This is a genomic window from Natrialba taiwanensis DSM 12281, from assembly GCF_000337595.1.
Classification (GTDB): Archaea; Halobacteriota; Halobacteria; order Halobacteriales; family Natrialbaceae; genus Natrialba; species Natrialba taiwanensis.
Map to the genome: position 1 here is coordinate 152418 of NZ_AOIL01000009.1, position 19228 is coordinate 171645.

Genomic DNA, 19228 nt, shown 5'->3' on the forward strand with positions numbered 1-19228 from the left:
GCACTACCGTATCTCGATGACCTCGTACGACGATTGCTGGCTCCGGTACGACCGCATCACGGCGGACGACGTACGCGCCTCGTACCGCCGGCAGTGTAGACACGCGTACGTCTCGGAAAAATCGCCGGAGTGCAGCGCGATTCGAGACGAACTCCGGCAAGCACTGCCCGAGCTGCTAGGCGCGAAGCCCCACTTCTGGCAACACCCGCCGACGACTGTCGACGGGTTCCTGGCCATCGGCACGCCGGACGATATGGCGCTGATCGCCGAGTCGGTCCCGGTCGATGATGTCGCTGCACTCGACGACGGCGGCTTTCTCATCCGGGCGGTCACCTGGAACGGAGCGGACTGTCTCGTCGTGACCGCACCCACCGATCGGGGACTGATGTACGGCACCTTCCACCTCCTTCGCCTCCTCCAACTCCGCGAACCGATCGACGAACTCGAGATCCGCGAGGAGCCGACGTACGCGAATCGATTGCTCAACCAGTGGGATACGCCCTTCCGCCGGTCGGTCGAGCGCGGCTACGGTGGCGAATCGATCTTCGACTGGGAACGGTTGCCCGATCTCCGGCCGCGGTACGAGGATTACGCGCGGCTATTGGCGTCCGTCGGGATCAACGGGATCGTTCTCAACAACGTCAACACCACGAAACCGCCGCGAAAGAGCGCAAACGACGCCGTCGACGCGTTCGAGGGCTGGCAACTGCTCGAATCGCGACGGCTCGAGGATTTCACCGGACTCGCGTCGCTGTTTCGCCGATACGGGATCCGACCGTACCTGTCGGTCAACTTCGCAGCACCGATGCTCGTCGGCGATCTCGATACCGCCGACCCGCTCGATAACGACGTTCGAGAGTGGTGGGCAGCGAAAGCCGACGAGATCTACGGCCTCGTACCGGATCTCGGCGGGTTCCTGATCAAGGCGGACTCGGAGGGACAACCCGGACCCTACGACTACGACCGGAATCACGTGGACGGCGCGAACGCGATCGCACGGGCGCTCGAACCCCACGGCGGGCGCGTCTGGTGGCGAGCCTTCGTCTACGGCTCACACGAAGATCGGGCGGTACAGGCCTACGACACGTTCGAACCCCTGGACGGCGAGTTCAGCGACAACGTCACCGTACAGATCAAGAACGGCCCGATCGACTTCCAGCCCCGCGAGCCGGCGTCGACGCTCTTCGGTGCGATGCCGGAGACGGACCTCGGATTGGAGGTGCAACTCACCCAGGAGTACACCGGGCAGGGCGTCCACGCGACCTATCACCTCCCGCTGTGGAAGGAGGTCTTCGAGTTCGAGACGCGCGCCGACGGCGAGGCGACGCCGGTGAAGTCGCTCCTGCGAGGAGCGGGACAGGGCGTCGCCGGTGTCGCCAACATCGGCGAAGACGATACCTGGACGGGCCACTACCTGTCCCAGGCGAACCTCTACGCGTTCGGGCGTATGGCCTGGAATCCCGATCTGTCCGTCGAAACGATCACCGAGGAGTGGGTCCGACAGACGTTCGGCGCTGACGAGGTCGTCGTCGAGACGATCACCGAACTCCTCCGCGACCCGTGGGAGGCGTGCATCAACTACGAAACCGGCGGCCTCGGACTCGTGCACATGATGCACAACGGCGAGGAGTTTCTCGAGAACCACTACTACCCGTCACCCGAAGAATGGCCCGGCTATCACGGCGCGAGTGAGGACGGAATCGGCGTCGATCGAACCGAACGCGGCAGCGGCTACACCGCGCAGTATCCGGCCCCGATCGCCGAGCGGTACGAGTCCGTCGAAACGTGCCCCGACGAACTCCTCCTGTTCTTCCATCACCTCCCCTGGGACTACGAACTCGACGACGGGACGACCATCGTCCAGCGACTCTACGACAATTGCTTCGATGGCGTCGAGGAAGTCGAGCGCCTTCGAGACCGGTGGCACACGCTCGAAGGAAGGATAGACGAGCGGCGATACCGCCACGTCGCCGAGCGGTTCGACGAACAGGTTGCACAGGCCGAGCGGTGGCGGGACGTTCTCACGTCGTACTTCCGCGAGTACTCCGGCATCCCGGATGAACGAGGTCGCGTTCGCCGTGACTAGTCCCAGCCCGCGACGAACTCCGTTGCCGACCGCCGAATCGCGACTGCAGAGTCCGTCGAAAGAGTAGTGGCACGGCGATCGAAACCATCGGTAGATTTTTACTGTGTGTTGTGTACCCACATACCATGTCGAAATCGTCGACGCTGCTCGATCTCGTCGCTGCGCAGCGCGCGCAGCTGCGGGTCATTATCGCCCTGTTGATCGCGTCAGGTCTCCTCCTCGCGCTCTCGATTCCGTTCGTCGAGCCGGGTGACAGGGCCTTTCCGATCCTCGTCATCGATGTTGTTCTCGTGGTCGGGTCGCTCGGCTTCTTCAGCACAACGTACTGGTACTGCACGAAACGCGCGATGGACGACTGACCCCAATGTCGGCGGTTCGTAAATTACGACGCGTCCGCGATGTAATTCGCGGTCTCGGCCGCGAGTTCGCGAACGTCCGCATCGGGGTCGTCCGCGGCCGCCGTTCGAAGGTGCGAGACGGTGGCGGCGTCCCCGAGATGTCCGAGCGCCCGAACGGTACGTGCACGAACGACGGCGCTATCGCGGTCGAGACAATCGACCAGGCGGTCGGTCGCGGGGGCGACGGCAGTCGGATTCGCCGCCGCCAGTTCGTCGAGCGCATCGACGGCACCGCCGACAACGGCCGGATCCTCGTCGTCCAGCAGCGCGACGAGGTCGGGGACAGCGTCGACCATCGACTGGGGCTTCGCCTCGGCGATGGCGACCACGACGTTCCCAAGCGTGCGCCGGGCGCTGATTCGTCGTTTTCGTTCCTCCTCCTCGTGATCTCGGAGCGTCCGTCGGGTCACCGCATCGGCGACCGCGTCGCCGAAATCCTCCGGTTCCGTATCGAGTTCAGTAGCTCGAATGGCGTCGATCATCGCCGGGGAATGCGGTGCGACGAGAGCGGGACGGGAAACGGCGAGTTTCCCGAGGACGGTCGCGCCGGTCAGTTGCACGTCCGCGATCTCGCTGTCGACGGCACCGACGAGAGCCGCCGTGTGTCCCTCGAGCGCCGCCGGATCGCTCTCGGCGACGGTGTCGAGGACGGAAATCGCACGCAGCGCAACCGGGGCGTTGTCGTCGGCAGCGGCCGACGCGACCGCATCGAGGAGCGGTCGGACGGCGTCGGCGTTCGCTTCGACTCGGGCCTCACAGGCCGCGATACCCCGCCGTCGAACCAGCGGCTCCGACGACGAGAGGGCGGCACGAATCTCCGCGTCGTCGATTTCGCCAAGCGATACCGATTTCGAGTCGAGGGAAAGACCGTCGGGAGGCTCCGATGAATCCGTCGGCATGGCTGAGTGATACGTATCGAGAAGTAAATACGTGAGGGATTGTTTACCGCGTTTGTTGCCCACATTCGCGAACCGTGGGCGACCGGCTTCGACGACAGCCGCCCGATGCCCTCGAGCGATGCCGAGCAACACTGTGACCGGAGCGTTCACTCGTCTCCGCCCGTCACGTCCGTCTCGGTGAAATACGTTCGACCGGTCCGCGGGACTTCCTTCGTCCCGGTTACCTCGAACGGTGCGGTCGCGACCACGTCGGCGGCCGAGTGGCCGACGCGGAACTCGTAGGGGCCCTCCTCGACGACCAAGTTGAAATCCCGGTCGTGATAGGCGAGTTGCGAAGCGTCGACCGCGAAACTAACGCGCTTCGTCTCGCCCGGATCGAGGGAGACGCGCTCGAACCCGACGAGTTCCTGAACCGGGCGGGCCAGATCGGGGTTCTCGGCGCTCGCGTACAGTTGGATTACATCGTCTCCCGCGGCGTCGCCGACGTTTTCGACGGTCACGTCCGCGACGATCGTGCCAGCCGGGGGGAGGGAGTCCGTCGACAGCGAGAGATCACCATAGGTGAACTCGGTGTAGGAAAGCCCGTGTCCGAAGGGATAGAGCGGGTCGCTCTCCGTGTAGACGTACTCCTCGGTCGCGGTGTTCGGTTTTCGGTTGTAGTGGACGGGCAGTTGCCCGACGGTACGCGGAACGGAGACGGGAAGGTGGCCGGCGGGGTTGTGCTCGCCGAACAGGACGGCGGCGATCCCCTCGCCGCCGCGTTCGCCGGGAAGCCACGCCTGCACGACCGCCGGAACGGTCGCCGCGATCCGCTCCATCGCGTGGGGGCGGCCGCTGACGACGACGACTGCGACCGGCGTCCCGGTCTCGTGAACTCGTTCGACGAGTTCGCGCTGCATGCCGGGCAGTCCCAGGTCGACCACGTCACACCCCTCGCCGCTCGTGGCGACACTCGGCTTGTTGATCCGGTCTCTGTCCGAGTCCGAGAAATCGACGGCGGAGCGTGCGCCGACGAACGCGAGGGCGACGTCGGCGTCCGCGGCGGCGTTTGCGGCCGCGTCGAACCCTGCCGTGTCGGGTCCGGTCGTTGTACAGCCCCGCTCGTGGCGCACTTCGAATCCGTACTCCTCTCCCCGTGTACGGACGGCATCGAGCGGTGTCGTCGCGTCGAACTCGATCTCTTCTTCGGGGTAGTGGGCGGGATAGGCGTAATCGCCGAGCAGTTCCTGGGCGTCGTCGGCTTTCGGGCCGACGACCGCGACGGAGCCCGTTTCCTCGCCGACGAGCGGAAGCAGGTCGCCGTCGTTTTGCAGGAGGGTCATCGATTCGCGGGCGGCGCGCTCGGTGAGTGCCCTCGCCTCGTCGGTGCCGAACGGCTCCGTCGCTGCGTCGGGGTCCACCGTCGGGTCGTCGAGCAACCCCTTCCGAGCCTTCGCGCGGAGGACGCGACGAACGGCTTCGTCGATCGTCTCCTCGGCGAGTTCACCGGCGTCGACGGCGTCGACGAGGTGGTCGCCGTAGCAGTCCGTGGCGGGGAGTTCGATGTCGATGCCGGCTTCGACGGCCATGACGCCCGCTTCCCGTTCGTCTGCGGCGACGCCGTGTTCGCTGCGGAGGTACTCGACGCTGTAGTAGTCCGAGACCACCGTCCCGTCGAATCCCCACTCTCCTCGAAGGATGTCAGTCAACAGCCACTCGTCGCTGGCACACGGGATTCCGTCGATGTCGTGATAGGCGTTCATGACCGACTCGGCGTTCGCCGTGCGGACAGCCGCTTCGAAGGGAAACATGTGCGTTTCGCGGAGTTCGCGCCGCCCGAGGGAGACCGAACTCCGATTCTTTCCGCCCGTTCCGGCCGCGTGGCCGGCGAAGTGCTTGAGCGTCGCGGCGACGCCGTCGCCGTCATCCTGGAGCCCGTCGACGTATCCACACGCCATCGCCGCGACCAGATAGGGGTCTTCGCCGAAGGTCTCCTCGACGCGTCCCCACCGGAGATCGCGGGCGACGTCGAGGACAGGAGACAGCGCGTGTGCGGTCCCGATGGCCGCCAACTGACCACGGATCGTCTCGGTGACCGTTTCGAGGAGGGCGGGCGACCACGTGCTCGCCATCCCGATCATTTGCGGGAAGGTCGTCCCCTCGGGACCCATGTATCCGCTCAGACACTCCTCGTGGGGAATTGCGGGGACGCCGAGGCGCGTCTCCTCCCGGAGGTACGTCTGCAGTTCGTTCGTCCGTTCGGCCGCCTCGGACGGAGGTAAGCTCCCCTCCCCGCCGATTCGGGTCAGATGACCGATACCGTTCGAGAGGTGGTCGCTGACGGCTTCCTCGTCGAGTTCACCTGTCTCGTCCAGGAGTTCGTCGGCGTTGACGGACCCGAGTTGTGCCGCCTTCTCGGCGAGCGTCAGTTCCTGGATGAGAGAGTCGATGCGCTGCTCGGCCGGCGCTTCGCTAACGCCGCTGTCTGAACTCGGCTGCATTATCCATCCCTCACCGCCGAGACGCTTAATAATTCGGACCGGTACGTGATCGCGTCTCGTCGGATCGGGGCCAAAAATAGCGTCAATTCCGAACCACCTCGAGCGGCGAGGAGCGGTCAGTAGTTGTCGTAGACCGTCTTGCTGATCGTGTAGAAGTCGAGGCCAGCGTCGCCCTGTTCGCGGTAGGTTTCGCTCGAGGAGTCCTTCATGCCGCCGAAGGGAACGTGGAGTTCAAGGCCGGTCGTCTTTTCGTTGATCTTCACGACGCCGGCTTCGATCTCGTCGACGAAGCGGTTCGCCTCGGTGTGGTCGTCGGTGACGACACTGGCCGAGAGCCCGTAGTCGACATCGTTTGCGACGTAGATCGCCTCGTCGAAGTCGCTCACCGGAATTACTGCAAGTACCGGCCCGAAGACCTCTTCCTGGGCGAGGCGCATCTCGGTGTCGACATCGGAGAAGACCGCCGGTTCGACGTAGTATCCCTCGCGATCGAGTTCCGAGCCGCCGTACTCGAGGGTCGCCCCCTCGTCCTGGGCGATCTCGACGTACTCGAGCGTGCTCTCGAGTTCGGATTCGCTGACGTGCGGGCCCATCCCCGGATCGTCGAGGCCGTGGCCGTGGTCGATCGCCGCGGCGCGGTCGACAACGGCGTCGACGAACTCGTCGTAGACGTCCTCGTGGACGATCGCGCGGGAGGCGGCGGTACACGCCTGGCCGGTGACGCCGAACGCACCGTCGGCGACGATGTCGGCCGCCTGTTCGACATCTGCACTATCGCTGACGATCGTCGGATTCTTGCCGCCCATCTCGAGCTGGACGCGCTTGCCGTCCTCGGTTGCGGTGTCGTAGACGGTGTTGCCGACCGCGGTACTCCCGGTGAAGGAAACGGCATCGACGGCCTCGTGGCCCGCGATCGTACTACCGACCTCGCTACCGGGGCCGGTGACGACGTTGAGGACGCCGTCCGGGAGGCCGGCCTCGTCGAGCGCCTCGGCCATCTCGTGGACGACGCCCGGCGCGAGCGTCGCGGGTTTGATGACGACGGTGTTGCCCGCAGCGAGTGCGGGTGCGATCTTCCAAGCCGGAATCGCGATGGGGTAGTTCCACGGCGTGATTAACCCGGCGACGCCGAGCGGCTCGACCGTCGTGTAGAGATTCGTATCTCGGGCGCTCGAACTCTTGACCGTGCCGCCGAGGTCGCTGGCCTTCGAGCCGAAGTAGTGGAAGATGTCGATGGCCCGCTGTACCTCGCCGCCGGCCTCGCTCCAGGTCTTGCCTTCCTCTCGGACGAGCAGTTCGGTCAGTTCGTCCGTTCGCTGATCGAGGAGCGACCCGGCCGCGGTGAGGATCCGTCCGCGTTCCGGGCCCGGCGTCTCGGCCCACTCGTCGCTGGCCTCGTTTGCCGCTTCGATCGCCCGTTCGGTATCCTCGGCATCGGACTGGGGATAGGTCGCGACGACCTCGTCCGGATTCGCCGGATCGGTCGTCTCGAAGGTCTCACCGGTGTTCGATGCAGTCCACTCGCCGCTCACGTAGTTCAACTGCTGGTCAGGCATACACTCTCTCGGACGTTCCGTTCGCCCATAATTCTTGCCGTTTGGCAGCTTTCGCTTGCTCGACCGGTTCGCGGACGGGACATTTATAGTGGGGTAGAGTGTTGCACTCACCATGCGGTATCAGCGCCTATCCAGTGGCGACCAGTACAGACTCATCGCCGTCGATTCGGGAACGGCATACGACCTTACAGCCGTCAAGCCCCGTCTGAACGGCTTTGGCGACCTCGCAGCAACGGCAGACATCGCCGGCGTCTCCGTCGACGAAATTGCGAGCGATATCGCAGCCGATGCCCCGACGATCGCGCGCGACTCCCTCGCCACTGCCACGCTCCCCCTCGTCCCGGACGAGGTGTGGGCGGCGGGAGTCACCTACGAGATTAGCGAGGAAGCCCGCGAAAGCGAGAGCGGCATGCCGGAGATGTACCTGCATGCCTACGAGGCCGACCGCCCCGAAATCTTCTTCAAAGCGACATCCAGCCGCACGGTCGGTCCGAACGAAGCGATCGGTATCCGCGCGGACTCGACGTGGGACGTGCCCGAACCCGAACTCGGGATCGTCCTCTACGACGGCTCGATCGTCGGCTACACGATCGGCAACGACGTGAGTAGCCGCGAAATCGAAGGCGAAAACCCGCTCTATCTGCCCCAGGCCAAGACCTACGACCGCTGCTGTTCGATCGGTCCCGCAATCGTCTCCGCTAACAGCGTCACAGACCCCCACGAGCTAACGATGTCCATGGAGATCAGCCGCGACGGCGAACTCCGATACGAGGGCGAAACCTCGACCGGGAACATGGCCCGCACCTGCGACGAACTGGCCGAGTTCTGGCGAAACCACGACACCATTCCCGAACTCGGCGTGTTGCTCACCGGCACCTCGCTGGTCCCCGACGACGGGTTCACACTCCAGCCCGACGACGAAGTCCGTATTACAATCGACGAGATCGGCGAACTCTCGAATCCGGTCATCGAAGTATAACCGTCGAATCCGAGCGTCAACGTGAACTCGAACGGAGATCGGTGATCGAAAGGCGGGATGAATCGCGTCAGCATGAGAGACTCACCGTTGTCCGTCTGAGAGAGACAGGATGGCATTATGGAGTCGCCGTTTATCGTTCTGCTGTCACTCCGAGTACTGGCGAGTGCCTTCGCATGTCCGAGTTCTATTCGTCCAGCCGATCCGCTATCACGTCTAGTATCTCTCCCCCTCTTCACGCGTTACTCGCGGCTCATCGCTCAGTCGCGGTCTCACGACTCACCGCTCGCCACTCGACACCCACTACTCACCACTCACCACTGGAGGAGCCACGACCGTGTCACACCCACCAGACACAAGATCTGTACCTGTACGCTGGACAACTACCGGTCGAAAAACAGCCCCGCTCGACTACTGAAGCTACTGCAGCCTACTGCAGCCTATTGCAGCATCTCTGCTGGCGTCCCGGTAAACGACAGTTGTCGGTTCTTCACCGCTTTACCGGTATCCGCCTCGAAGAGATGAATCGCCGCTTCGGGGAATACAACGCCGACACGATCGCCGCTACTCACACTCGGAACCCCCTCAGTCGTCGCGATGAACTCGTCGTCAGTCGGCGTGTCGTCGAACTGAAGATGGACGATATTCTCGTTCCCCATCGGTTCGACGACCACCACTTCAGCCTCGAACCGGTTCTCGTCCGTCGAGTGTTCACCGAGTTCAATATCCTCCGGACGGATACCGAGGACGAGTTCACTGTCGTCCTCGAGGTCGAGATCGCTGACTGACTCGGCGGAGAACGAGTAGGTGAACGAATCCGTCACGAGTTCAGTTGTCTGGAGGTGACCGTCGAAGACGTTCATCGATGGCTCGCCGATGAAGCCGGCGACGAACAGGTTATTCGGCTGGTGATAACACTCGAGCGGCGTGCCGACCTGCTGGAGTTCCCCCTGATCGAGCACGGCGATTCGGTCGCCCATCGTCATCGCTTCCGTCTGATCGTGGGTGACGTAGACGGTGGTCACGCCCAACTGCTCCTGGAGGTGCTGGAGTTCCGTGCGCATCTCCGCGCGGAGTTTCGCGTCCAAATTTGACAGCGGTTCGTCCATCAGGAAGGCATCGGGATCGCGGACGATCGCGCGGCCGAGTGCGACCCGCTGTTGCTGGCCGCCCGAGAGTTCACCCGGCTTGCGGTCGAGCAGGTCGTCAATTCCCATTAATTCAGTGACTTCTTCGACGGCCGAAGCGATTTCGCCGTCGGAGCGGTCCGTCGATTCTTCGAGTCCGAAGGCAATATTGTCTCGAACAGTCTTGTGCGGGTAGAGCGCGTAGGATTGGAACACCATCGCGATATCGCGCTCCTGCGCCGAGACATCGTTGATCGTTCGGTCGCCGAGTGTAACCTCGCCCGCAGTCACGGTTTCGAGGCCGGCGATCATCCGCAGCGTCGTCGACTTGCCACAGCCCGAGGGACCGACCAGGACGAGGAAGTCCCCGTCCGGAACCTCGACCGAGACATCGTCGACCGCAACAACACCCGCCTCATCGTCATCGCCCCGATACACCTTGGTTACGTCGTCGAGTTCTAAGCGCGCCATAGTACGACTAGTTTGATGATACCGCCGCGAGTTCGGGTTCCGTTTCGAGCAGCCGGTTGCACAGCGTCTCACCGGTCTCGCCGTCGAAGACGTGGACCGTATCCGGGTCGATGGTGACGACGACGGAATCGCCCTGGGTGACGACGTGCATCCCATCGGTCACGGCTCGCAGGGAATCGTGGTCGGTTTCCTCGTCGTCGACCGTCATCGATACCACGTTCTGGTCGCCGTGCGTCTCGCTGACCGCCACCTGCAACCTGAACTCGTGAGGCCCGCGCTCGCGCTCTCCTGTGGCCTCGTCGGCCCGGCGCACGTCGATCGCCTCTGGGCGAACGCCGAGGACGAGTTCATCGGTGTCGCCGACGGCATCGGCGAGGCGGTCGTCGAGCGGGTACTCGAGTCCGGAACCGGTGAACGTCTCGTCGTCGGCGTGCCCGTGGAGGAAGTTCATCATCGGTTCGCCGATAAAGCCCGCGACGAACTGGTTTGCGGGCTCGTGGTAGAGGGTCAGGGGTTCGCCGACCTGCTGGAGGCGGCCGTCGTTTAGCACTGCGAGCCGGTCGCCCATGGTCATTGCCTCGGTCTGGTTGTGCGTGACGTAGACGGTCGTCACGTCGAGATCCGCCTGGAGTTGCTGGAGTTCGGTTCGCATCTGGGACCGAAGCTTGGCATCTAAGTTGGCGAGCGGTTCGTCCATCAGGAAGACTTCTGGATCGCGGACGATGGCGCGGCCGAGCGCGACTCGTTGTTGCTGGCCGCCCGAGAGTTCGCCCGGCTTGCGGTCGAACAGATCGACGATACCGAGGTCAGCGGCGGTTGCTTCGACCTGCTCGTCCATCTCCGCAGCGGTGTAGCCGGCTTCCTCTTCGAGACCGAACCGGATGTTCTCCCGAACGGTCATGTGCGGGTACAGCGCGTAGTCCTGGAAGACCATCGCGATATCCCGGTTCTGGGGCACGCGATAGTTCATGTGATCCCCGTCGATGTAGAGGTTCCCGTCGGTCGGCCGCTCCAGGCCGGCGATCATCCGCAGCGTCGTCGACTTGCCACAGCCCGAGGGACCGACGAGTATGAGGAACTCGCCGTCCTCGGTGTCGAGGGTCACGTCCTCGACGGCGACCGTCTCTCCGAATCGTTTCGTCAGGTGATCGAGTTGAATTCGTCCCATCGGTTATCCACTCTCCGTGCGCAGTCCCTTTGCAAACTGTTCGGCGAACGCGACGTACAGGATGATCGTCGGCAGTGCCGCGAGGAACGCCGCCGACATCCGGATGCCGAAGTCGATACCCTCGGTCGAGGAGCCGATCGCCGGCAGGATCAACGTCACCGGCGCTGCCGGATGATTCGACCCCGTAATGAGGGTGAACGAGAACAAGAACTCGTTGTAAATCTGCGTGAACTGGTAGATGAACACGACGCCGAACATCGGGAGCGAGAGCGGGAGGACGATGCGGCGGTAGATCTTCGTGATGCTCGCGCCGTCGATCTTCGCGGCCTCCACCAGGGAGTTGGGGAGGCTCTTGTAGTACGATCGAAAGAGGACCGTACAGATCGGAATCCCGTAGGCGACGTGAGTGATGGTCAGCGGAACGAGCCGTGAGTGGCCCCCTTGTAAGAACGGGATCGCCGCGAACAGCGGCTCCAACATCTGCGCCAGCGGGAACATGTTGTTCCAGAACTGCGACAACGGGACCAGTACGGCCTGGTAGGGAACGAACACACCGACCAGGAACAGTGCGAAGACAGCGATCTGTCCCCGCCAGGAAACCATCGTCAGTCCGTAGGCGGCCATACTGGCCAGCAGGACGTTGAGGAGCGTCGCCGGCACCGCCATCAGCAACGAGTTCACGAACGAGTTCGTCAGCTGACTGAAGGCGTACTCGAGATTCGACAGCGTGAACCCTTCGCCGGCCGGCGGTGCGAACGGCAGCGAGCGAGCGATAGCGGAGTTCGTCTTGAGGGCGGTCATGATCCCCGTCTCGAGCGGGACGAGGAAAAAGCCCAGGAAGAGCACGACCAGCGCGTACTTCCCGACCCGCCTGTAGTTGAAGTTCTCGACGAGCGATTCGACGTCGATGGGTGATCTGGAGGTTGACTGTGACATGTTAGAGACTCCCCTGTCGGTACTGGTATGCCAGGTACGGTGCGATGACGCTGAGCGCGAGCAACAAGAGCATCGTCGCGATGGCAGCCCCGTAGGCCCATTTGCCGAACTTGAACGCCTGACGGACCATCAGCGTCGCCAGAATGTCGGTTCCGTTCGGCGGCCGGTACTGGCCGACGAGCGAGTAGAGGAACGTGAAGGCCTTGAGCGCGAACACCATCAAGACGACGGCCGCGCTGACCGATGATTCCTTGAGTTGCGGGACGATGATGCGGAGGTACGTTCGAATCGTGCTCGCCCCGTCGACTTTCGCGGCCTCGAACTGGTCGTCGGGGATCGACTGGAGACCGGCGAGGTAGACGACCATCGCGTAGCCGCTGAACTGCCAGACCAGCGCGAAGATAACCGCCGGCAGTGCGAGTCGCGGATTGCCGAGCCAGTCGATCGGATCGAAGCCGAACGTCGTCACGATGACCGTCAGGACCCCGCTGTCGGGGTTGAACATCCACAGCCAAAGCTGTGCCGTCACGACGAACGACAGCGCCATCGGCAGGAGGTAAATCGTCTGTACCTTGTTTTTGTACCGGATACCGTGGTCGAGCAAAATAGCGAGGAAGAGCCCGAGTATCAACGATATCGACGTGAACGAGACGAGCAGCACGAAGTTGTTGATCGCAGCTTCGCGAAACGCCTCGCTCGCGAGGGCAGTTCGATACATCTCGAGGTCGAGACCGGAGAACGACGGCGGCTGAAGGCCGCTGTAATCCGTAAACGAAATCGCGATATTGTAGCCGATGCCGCCGTAGACGGCGATTCCCATGAGGATGAACGGAATCCCCCAGTACGGCGACGACCGGACGAAATCACTGTTGAGGAAATATCGGAGTTTCGTCTTCCAATCGACGACCTCATCGGTCGATACTACCGATTGGTTTGTCGGTTCTGTTGTGTCACGCGTTGCCATCTAACTCACCATTCTGGGCTATCATAATAAAAAATTTATTACTTCCAGTGTGTCGATGACGGTCACGCCAGTGTCTCGAAGTACGCTTCATCAGACGATTTATTCGTTACCGGAGACAGCCTCGAGTAGCCCGTCCGCCGCCGCCTCAGCGTCGTACGGACCAGAGAAGTTGTTTCCGATCGCACTCTTACAGTCGTTCATCGCCTCCGGTTCGACGGCGAGTCCGTGCGCAATCGTCGGCGGGTACGCTTCGGAGTCAGTCAGATCCTCGTAGTTCATCGCCAGGAAGTCCGACAACTCCGAGGGGTCGATATCCGTCCGCAGCGGGACCGACCCCTTGAGATTATTAAACGCGATCTGTGCCTCCTTCGTCCCGACGAACTTCTGCCAGGCAATCGTCTGTTCCCGACTCGGATTTTCGGCCGGCGCGACGAACGCGTCAACGTGATAGAAGTAAATCCCCTCGGTCCCCGGGAACGGCACCCAGTCCCACTCCTCGCCGTAGTTGAACTCGTCGTCGGAGCGGAACATGCCATAGAGCCAGTTGCCGCCGTGGATACACGCGGCTTCGCTCGGATCCTCCTCGTCGCCGATGATCTTCTGTGCCGCCGTCGTGTAGCCGATCGAAGACGCATCAGTGTTGATGTAGTTCTCCTGGATCTCCTGAAGCGTTTCTAACGCTTCGATCATCGCATCCTTGTCTCCGTCGCCGTCAATAAAGTTCGTGTACGCATCGACGCCACTCTGACTCGTCAGAATTTGCGCCCACGTCTGGAGTCCGAGGAACGGCGCGCGCATTCCGTGTGCGAAGGGAATGTAGTCGGTCTCCGAATCGATCGTTTCGAGCGCATCGAGAAAGTCCGGAACGCTGTTGAGGCTCTCGGCATCGACACCGGCCTCATCGAACGCAGCCGTATTGTAGAAGAGATTGTTCATCCGGTGGGATCCGATCGGAACCGCCGGCATCTTGTCGTTAAACGTGCAGATGTCAACAACCCGATCCTGCATGGTCTCTTTGTATCCTTCAGCCTCCCAGACGTCCGATTCGAGGTCCATCAGGCTCCCGCTGTATCGCTCGAGGTTGTTCCCCGGCCAGTTGGCGAACGAACTCATCGGGTTCGAGTTCACCAATCGTTGCAGAATCTTCGTGTTCAACTCGACGTTCCCGTCGCCGCCGACCGGCTGGAAGTTCGTCTCGACGTCCGAATGTGCCTCCTCGAACGCGCTGGTAAGCGCGTCGACGGCGTCCGCGCCGTCCCCCCCGGTCCAGCCGTGAAGCACCTCGAGTTCACCGGAATCGCTCCCACTCCCACCGCCGACGCAGCCGGCGATACCGAGTGTCGCGCTCGCAGCGGCCCCGGCGAGATAGGCTCGTCGCTTCATACCGGCATCCCGCTTGGCATTGGTAACCATACTACCTGATGAATAATAGTACACAATTATAAAACTGACGGTAGGGGTTAGAGATCAAATACGAACGGCCGTCAGTCGAAGTGGCGTCGAGGATCGGGATATGGATGTCAGCGTACGTGCGGGCGCATCGAAGAAGGGGTTCGGAGTGGGAGAGTTCCGAGGAACGCGGGACGGAGACTCTCGAAACCGGTCTGTGGTTCGGTCGAGAGACTACCGACGGAACTGCCCGTGCTATGGGTCGATCAGCCTAGTCGGGCCGTATCAGGCGCGCCGGAGTCGGGTCTGCATCGGAACGGAGCCGGATCGGGAACGCGCGGGATACCGCTCTCGAGTCGCAAGGCCGTCAGGCCTCGTCGAACAGCGTCTCGCCCTCCGCCAGGTGATCGGAGACGGCGTCGAGGTCGAGCGTCACGCCGAGTCCCGGTTTTTCGGGCACCTCGGCGTAGCCCTCGTGGATGATGTCCTCCTCGACGAGGTCGCTCCACCAGCCGAGTTCGTAGGAATGGTACTCGACGGCAAGCGCGTTCGGGATGGCGGCACCGACGTGAATACTTGCCATCGTGCCGATCGGCGAGGAGACGTTGTGCATCGCGACCGGGATATAGTAGAGGTCCGCCAGATCCGCGATCTTCCGCGACTGGCGCATCCCGCCGACGCGGGGAACGTCGGGGGCGATGATGTCGACGGCTTGCTCCTGGAGGAGTCGGCGATTGCCGTGATCGCGGTAGACGTTCTCGCCGGCGGTGATCGGCGTCGTCGTCCGCTGGGTGACCTCGCGCTGTACGTCGTGGTTCTCCGGCGGAACCGGGTCTTCGAGCCACCAGACGTCGTACTCCTCGAGTCGTTCGGCCAGGCGGTGTGCGCTTCCGGTGCTGAACGACCAGTGACAATCGAACGCGGCGTCGGCGCGGTCGCCCACCCGCTCGGTGACTTTCTCGACGATTTCCGCCTTGTGCTCGATCTCCGGGCCGCGGAGATGGCGGTTCGCGCGGTCTTTCTCGTGACCGCTTGGCACGTCGAGGTCGAACTTCAGTGCGTCGTAGCCCAGTTCCTCGACGACGCGCTCGGCTTCGTCGGCGCAGGCATCGGGATCTGCCTCGTCTTCGGTGTGGCAGTCGCAGTAGATCCGCATTTCGTCGCGGTACTTGCCGCCGAGTAACTGGTAGGCTGGCACCTCAAGGATCTTTCCGGCAACGTCGTGCAAGGCGAGTTCGATTCCGGAGATGGCCGAGATCGCTTTCCCGGAGATCGATCCCTCTCCGGAAAGCTTCTGGACCAGGTGCTCGTAGAGCCGGTCGATATCGAGCGGGTTCTCCCCCTCGATGAACGGGGCGACGCGCTCGATGATTTCCTGTTCGCCGGCTCCCCAGTAGGATTCGCCGTTCCCGACGAGTCCGGCGTCGGTGTAGACGCGGACCAGCGTCCAGGGGTAGTTCCCCTCGACGACCGTCGTCTGGACGTCGGTGATCTCGACATCGCGCGGCCCGCGGGAGGCGGAAAGCCCCATCGTCTCCGCGGAGAGGTCGCGCATCGTATACTCTGCGTTCGGGTCTGACAGCTGTCTGTAGTCCATCGACGTTCGTGGATTACGACAGCCGCTACTAAAACTTCCGTCTGTCCACCGAGATAATCGGCGGGGCGCTATGGCTGGTGACCGGGCGAGAGCGGCGGGACAACGACAACGGCGAAAAGACGGGTACGGAGAGTCCGCAATCAATCCCGCAGCACCGACGCGTCGAAGACGGGTTTGCAGGTCCCGCCGTCGACGAACGTTTCGAACGCCTCGTCGGCTTCGAGCAGGCTGAACCGATCGTCGAGGAAGGTCGCGTGGTCGACGTCGCCGGACGCGATCAGCCGGAGCGACCGCTCGAAGTCCTCGTACATCGACGCATACGAGCACTGCAGGTCGATCTCCGCGCGGACGAGCGGCGAGTACGGCATCGTCGTCTCGCCGGTCTGGCCGACGAGGACGATCTGCCCGCCCTTGCGGACTTCGTCGACCGCCATCGGTAATCCAGACGGGTGGCCGGTCGTATCGAAGACCACGTCGTAGCCGACGCCGTCAGTGAGTTCGTCTCGGCGCGCGTCGAGATCGTCGGCCTCGATGTTGATCGTCTCGAAGCCGAGTTCCTCGGCCAGTGGGAGGCGATACTCGGCGTCTTGGCCGACGCCGGCGAGGACGACCTCGCCGCCCTGAGCCCGCGCGATCTGGGCCGTGAGCTGCCCGATCGGACCCGGTCCAGCGACCATAACGCGGTCGCCGGGGCTCACGCGGGAGTTCTCGATGACCGCACGCGCGCCGATGCTCGTCGGTTCGACGAGCGCGGCGTGTTTCGGTTCGACGTCGTCAGGGACGGGATGGAGCGCCGTCTCGGGAACGGAAACGTAGCCCGCGTACGCGCCGTCGTGGTCGACGCCCGTGATAACCGCGTTTTGGCAGACGTTCTCCTCGCCGATCTTACACTGGTAACACTCGCCGCAGCCCCGAATCGGGCGCTCGACGACCCGATCGCCGACCGCAAAGTTCGTCACGTCGTCGCCGGTCTCGATAATCCGACCGGTGTACTCGTGTCCGATGACGGTCGGGAGCTCCATCCGTTCGAACGCCGACTCGAACTCGTAGATCCCTGCGTCGCTTCCGCACAGACCCGCATAGTCGACTTCGATCAGTGCTTCGTCCGGTCCGGGTGAAGGGCGTTCGAGATCAACGAGTTCCATCGCTCCCTGCTGTCGGCTGGTTTTGGCTAGTCCACGCATAGTTGCCAGTACGTTCATCGGGCGTTATAGTTCTGTGGGATTGCGCGATTCGGATGCGACTCGCCGCCGGGCGTTGCCGTCTCACTCACGACGGCTCGGAGCTGGCCCGGAAAGTCAGGTCGGAAACGAAAACCGAAGCGACGCACGGCGACATCTGCGTTCATTCTCCGAAAACAAGATTCTATATGAAAGAACAAAGCTAGCTGAATGAAGAACGGTGGTCCGTCCTTATGCGGGGCTGGAACTCGGGATCCGCAGCGAGTTCATCCCGAATAGAGTGGAGAGATTACAACAGTACGCTCGTAATCTATAGCGGCCGGACGAGACGGCAACATCGACTCTGGAGCACGGGCGCTGCAACTGAAACGCGACACTATCGGGTCGAGACTCGGTATCTCGGGTGAACCGCCCCGCGGAACGAGCGAGTGACTGGTCGCGGCCGAGTTCAATACGTCGTCTCACTCTGCATTCTGCTTTAGAGAACTCTATTCTGTTATACCGAAACTCGTTCGGTATACGTCGCCGCGCAGCGCGCGATCGTGCACCGGCCGATGGCGAACGAACGCAACTGAACTCGACCGAGCGCGAGCCGGCACCGCTGATGGCGATAGTGGCGTCGTTCGTCGGATCGATTACGGATGCAAAACCGACTGACACACATATTTATATGAATAGTTGGAATAATGAGGGCCGCATGGTGCTTAATAGCAATAGCCACAAGCGGCGCAACGTTCTCGCGGCAATCGGTGCAGGAGCAGTCGGCGCACTCGGATATCCGGGCGGAGGAACGCATACAGCGAGGGCTGACAACGACGGGGATCACTATCACAACCCGGTCTATGCTGATCGCGTGTTTCCTGACCCGACCGTGGTCCGCGTCGATGATATGTACTACGCGTACGCATCGAACATGGAGAAAGACGACGAGGATCAGGAGGAGATGGTTCCGATCGTGAAATCGCCGAATCTCCACGACTGGACGTACGTCGGGGAAGCCTTCGAGAGTTATCCGGACTGGCGCGACGACGATGCGTCGCTGTGGGCACCCGACATCAACTACTACAACGACACGTATCACCTGTACTACTCCTACTCGACGTGGGGAAGTAGCGATAACCCGGGAATCGGCCTGGCGACCGCGGACACACCGGAGGGTCCGTTCACCGATCAGGGACCGGTGTTCCGGGAGGACGAGTTGTCGATGACGAACGCCATCGACTCGGACTTTTTCGTCGTCGACGGAACGCCGTACATGGTTTGGGGAAGTTTCTACGGAATCTACGGCGTCGAGTTGACGCCGGACGGAACGGATTACGTGAACGGGACGACGGTCCACCTCGCGGGCGATAATCGCGAGGCGGCGAAGATCGTCGAAGCGAACGGCTACTACTACCTGTTTTACTCGACCGGCTACTGCTGTGAGGGCTACGACAGCACCTACGAGATCGAGGTCGGCCGATCGGCGAACGCCCTCGGGCCGTACACCAACCAGAACGGCACCGACCTGCGAAATCTGAACGATCACAACAGCGGAGTGGCCATCGTAAGCGGCAACAGTCGGTTCCCGGGAACCGGCCACAACACGGCGATCCGCGACGATACCGACGGCCTGTGGCTCCTGTACCACGCCTACGATCGACGGGAACCGGAGTACGTCGACGGGACGTGGAACCGGATCATGCTAGCCGATCGAATCAGGTGGGACGACGACGGCTGGCCGGTACTCGGGTGTGACGGAACGCCGACCGCCCAGCACCCGCGATCTCGACCCCCCGTTCGTTGATCGGGACAAGTCATGACCACCGGATTTCACGCTAGTAACAACTGAAACTATTTACAGACTGATCGCATCGCCATCGTGCGATCAGGTGTGTACTGACTTGCAGTGACTACCATAGCATACTGCTTGCTAGCCGAGAAGACGATACACTTCAGGACGAGTTCACGAACGCCGAACTCGGCTTCGATTCGGTAAGAAAGATGAACTCGCAGTGAGG

14 protein-coding genes are annotated in these 19228 nt (G+C 62.5%); 4 read left to right on the top strand and 10 right to left on the bottom strand.

Annotated features, from left to right (window positions below; translation table 11 throughout):
* Positions 1–16 precede the first annotated feature (16 nt).
* Together C484_RS01620 and C484_RS01625 are read left to right on the top strand one after the other, a co-directional pair.
* Complete coding sequence (locus tag C484_RS01620; protein ID WP_006824236.1) at positions 17–2086, top strand: alpha-glucuronidase family glycosyl hydrolase; 2070 nt, start codon at positions 17–19, stop codon at positions 2084–2086.
* Between the two features lie 125 nt (positions 2087–2211).
* Positions 2212–2445: a hypothetical protein gene (locus C484_RS01625; RefSeq protein WP_006824237.1), complete on the top strand. Its 234-nt coding sequence runs from the start codon at positions 2212–2214 to the stop codon at positions 2443–2445.
* 23 nt (positions 2446–2468) lie between these two features.
* Here C484_RS01625 and C484_RS01630 read toward each other — a convergent pair whose 3' ends face one another.
* The 3 genes from C484_RS01630 to xacF all read right to left on the bottom strand — a co-directional run bounded on the left by C484_RS01630 (position 2469) and on the right by xacF (position 7419).
* The gene (locus C484_RS01630) at positions 2469–3383 is read right to left on the bottom strand and encodes a HEAT repeat domain-containing protein (protein ID WP_006824238.1); all 915 of its coding nucleotides are present in this window, start codon (positions 3381–3383) and stop codon (positions 2469–2471) included.
* 146 nt (positions 3384–3529) lie between these two features.
* Complete coding sequence (locus C484_RS01635; protein WP_006824239.1) at positions 3530–5863, bottom strand: glycoside hydrolase family 3 N-terminal domain-containing protein; 2334 nt, start codon at positions 5861–5863, stop codon at positions 3530–3532.
* Positions 5864–5979: 116 nt separating this feature from the next.
* The gene (xacF, locus tag C484_RS01640; protein ID WP_006824240.1) at positions 5980–7419 is read right to left on the bottom strand and encodes a 2,5-dioxovalerate dehydrogenase; all 1440 of its coding nucleotides are present in this window, start codon (positions 7417–7419) and stop codon (positions 5980–5982) included.
* 112 nt (positions 7420–7531) lie between these two features.
* Here xacF and C484_RS01645 point away from each other — a divergent pair, with 112 nt between their 5' ends.
* The gene (locus C484_RS01645; protein WP_006824241.1) at positions 7532–8398 is read left to right on the top strand and encodes a fumarylacetoacetate hydrolase family protein; all 867 of its coding nucleotides are present in this window, start codon (positions 7532–7534) and stop codon (positions 8396–8398) included.
* A 437-nt stretch (positions 8399–8835) separates the two neighbouring features.
* Here the strand turns inward: C484_RS01645 and C484_RS01650 are convergent, their stop codons facing one another.
* From C484_RS01650 to C484_RS01680, 7 genes are all read right to left on the bottom strand, one after another.
* Complete coding sequence (locus C484_RS01650; RefSeq protein ID WP_006824242.1) at positions 8836–9993, bottom strand: ABC transporter ATP-binding protein; 1158 nt, start codon at positions 9991–9993, stop codon at positions 8836–8838.
* A 7-nt stretch (positions 9994–10000) separates the two neighbouring features.
* Complete coding sequence (locus C484_RS01655; RefSeq protein ID WP_006824243.1) at positions 10001–11161, bottom strand: ABC transporter ATP-binding protein; 1161 nt, start codon at positions 11159–11161, stop codon at positions 10001–10003.
* Positions 11162–11164: 3 nt separating this feature from the next.
* On the bottom strand, positions 11165–12097 hold the full coding sequence (locus C484_RS01660) for a carbohydrate ABC transporter permease (RefSeq protein ID WP_006824244.1): 933 nt from the start codon (positions 12095–12097) through the stop codon (positions 11165–11167).
* Position 12098: 1 nt separating this feature from the next.
* Complete coding sequence (locus C484_RS01665) at positions 12099–13061, bottom strand: carbohydrate ABC transporter permease (RefSeq protein WP_006824245.1); 963 nt, start codon at positions 13059–13061, stop codon at positions 12099–12101.
* A 99-nt stretch (positions 13062–13160) separates the two neighbouring features.
* Positions 13161–14444, bottom strand: a complete 1284-nt coding sequence (locus C484_RS01670; protein ID WP_006824246.1) for an ABC transporter substrate-binding protein — start codon at positions 14442–14444, stop codon at positions 13161–13163.
* A 373-nt stretch (positions 14445–14817) separates the two neighbouring features.
* Entirely contained in the window at positions 14818–16047 is a 1230-nt protein-coding gene (locus C484_RS01675) for a mandelate racemase/muconate lactonizing enzyme family protein (RefSeq protein WP_006824247.1), read from the bottom strand.
* Positions 16048–16187: 140 nt separating this feature from the next.
* Positions 16188–17231, bottom strand: coding sequence for a zinc-dependent alcohol dehydrogenase (locus C484_RS01680; RefSeq protein WP_006824248.1), 1044 nt, complete (start codon positions 17229–17231; stop codon positions 16188–16190).
* A gap of 694 nt (positions 17232–17925) precedes the next feature.
* Here C484_RS01680 and C484_RS01685 point away from each other — a divergent pair.
* Positions 17926–19014, top strand: coding sequence for a family 43 glycosylhydrolase (locus tag C484_RS01685; protein ID WP_006824249.1), 1089 nt, complete (start codon positions 17926–17928; stop codon positions 19012–19014).
* The last annotated feature ends 214 nt before the right edge of the window (positions 19015–19228 follow it).

Excerpts from the sequence above, each read along its gene's own strand:
- C484_RS01685 (WP_006824249.1), top strand. The coding sequence starts at position 17,926 with ATGGTGCTTAATAGCAATAGCCACAAGCGGCGCAACGTTCTCGCGGCA.
- xacF (WP_006824240.1), bottom strand. The coding sequence starts at position 7,419 with ATGCCTGACCAGCAGTTGAACTACGTGAGCGGCGAGTGGACTGCATCG.
- C484_RS01660 (WP_006824244.1), bottom strand. The coding sequence starts at position 12,097 with ATGTCACAGTCAACCTCCAGATCACCCATCGACGTCGAATCGCTCGTC.
- C484_RS01665 (WP_006824245.1), bottom strand. The coding sequence starts at position 13,061 with ATGGCAACGCGTGACACAACAGAACCGACAAACCAATCGGTAGTATCG.
- C484_RS01620 (WP_006824236.1), top strand. The coding sequence starts at position 17 with ATGACCTCGTACGACGATTGCTGGCTCCGGTACGACCGCATCACGGCG.
- C484_RS01635 (WP_006824239.1), bottom strand. The coding sequence starts at position 5,863 with ATGCAGCCGAGTTCAGACAGCGGCGTTAGCGAAGCGCCGGCCGAGCAG.
- C484_RS01680 (WP_006824248.1), bottom strand. The coding sequence starts at position 17,231 with ATGCGTGGACTAGCCAAAACCAGCCGACAGCAGGGAGCGATGGAACTC.
- C484_RS01625 (WP_006824237.1), top strand. The coding sequence starts at position 2,212 with ATGTCGAAATCGTCGACGCTGCTCGATCTCGTCGCTGCGCAGCGCGCG.
- C484_RS01630 (WP_006824238.1), bottom strand. The coding sequence starts at position 3,383 with ATGCCGACGGATTCATCGGAGCCTCCCGACGGTCTTTCCCTCGACTCG.
- C484_RS01645 (WP_006824241.1), top strand. The coding sequence starts at position 7,532 with ATGCGGTATCAGCGCCTATCCAGTGGCGACCAGTACAGACTCATCGCC.
- C484_RS01675 (WP_006824247.1), bottom strand. The coding sequence starts at position 16,047 with ATGGACTACAGACAGCTGTCAGACCCGAACGCAGAGTATACGATGCGC.
- C484_RS01670 (WP_006824246.1), bottom strand. The coding sequence starts at position 14,444 with ATGAAGCGACGAGCCTATCTCGCCGGGGCCGCTGCGAGCGCGACACTC.
- C484_RS01650 (WP_006824242.1), bottom strand. The coding sequence starts at position 9,993 with ATGGCGCGCTTAGAACTCGACGACGTAACCAAGGTGTATCGGGGCGAT.
- C484_RS01655 (WP_006824243.1), bottom strand. The coding sequence starts at position 11,161 with ATGGGACGAATTCAACTCGATCACCTGACGAAACGATTCGGAGAGACG.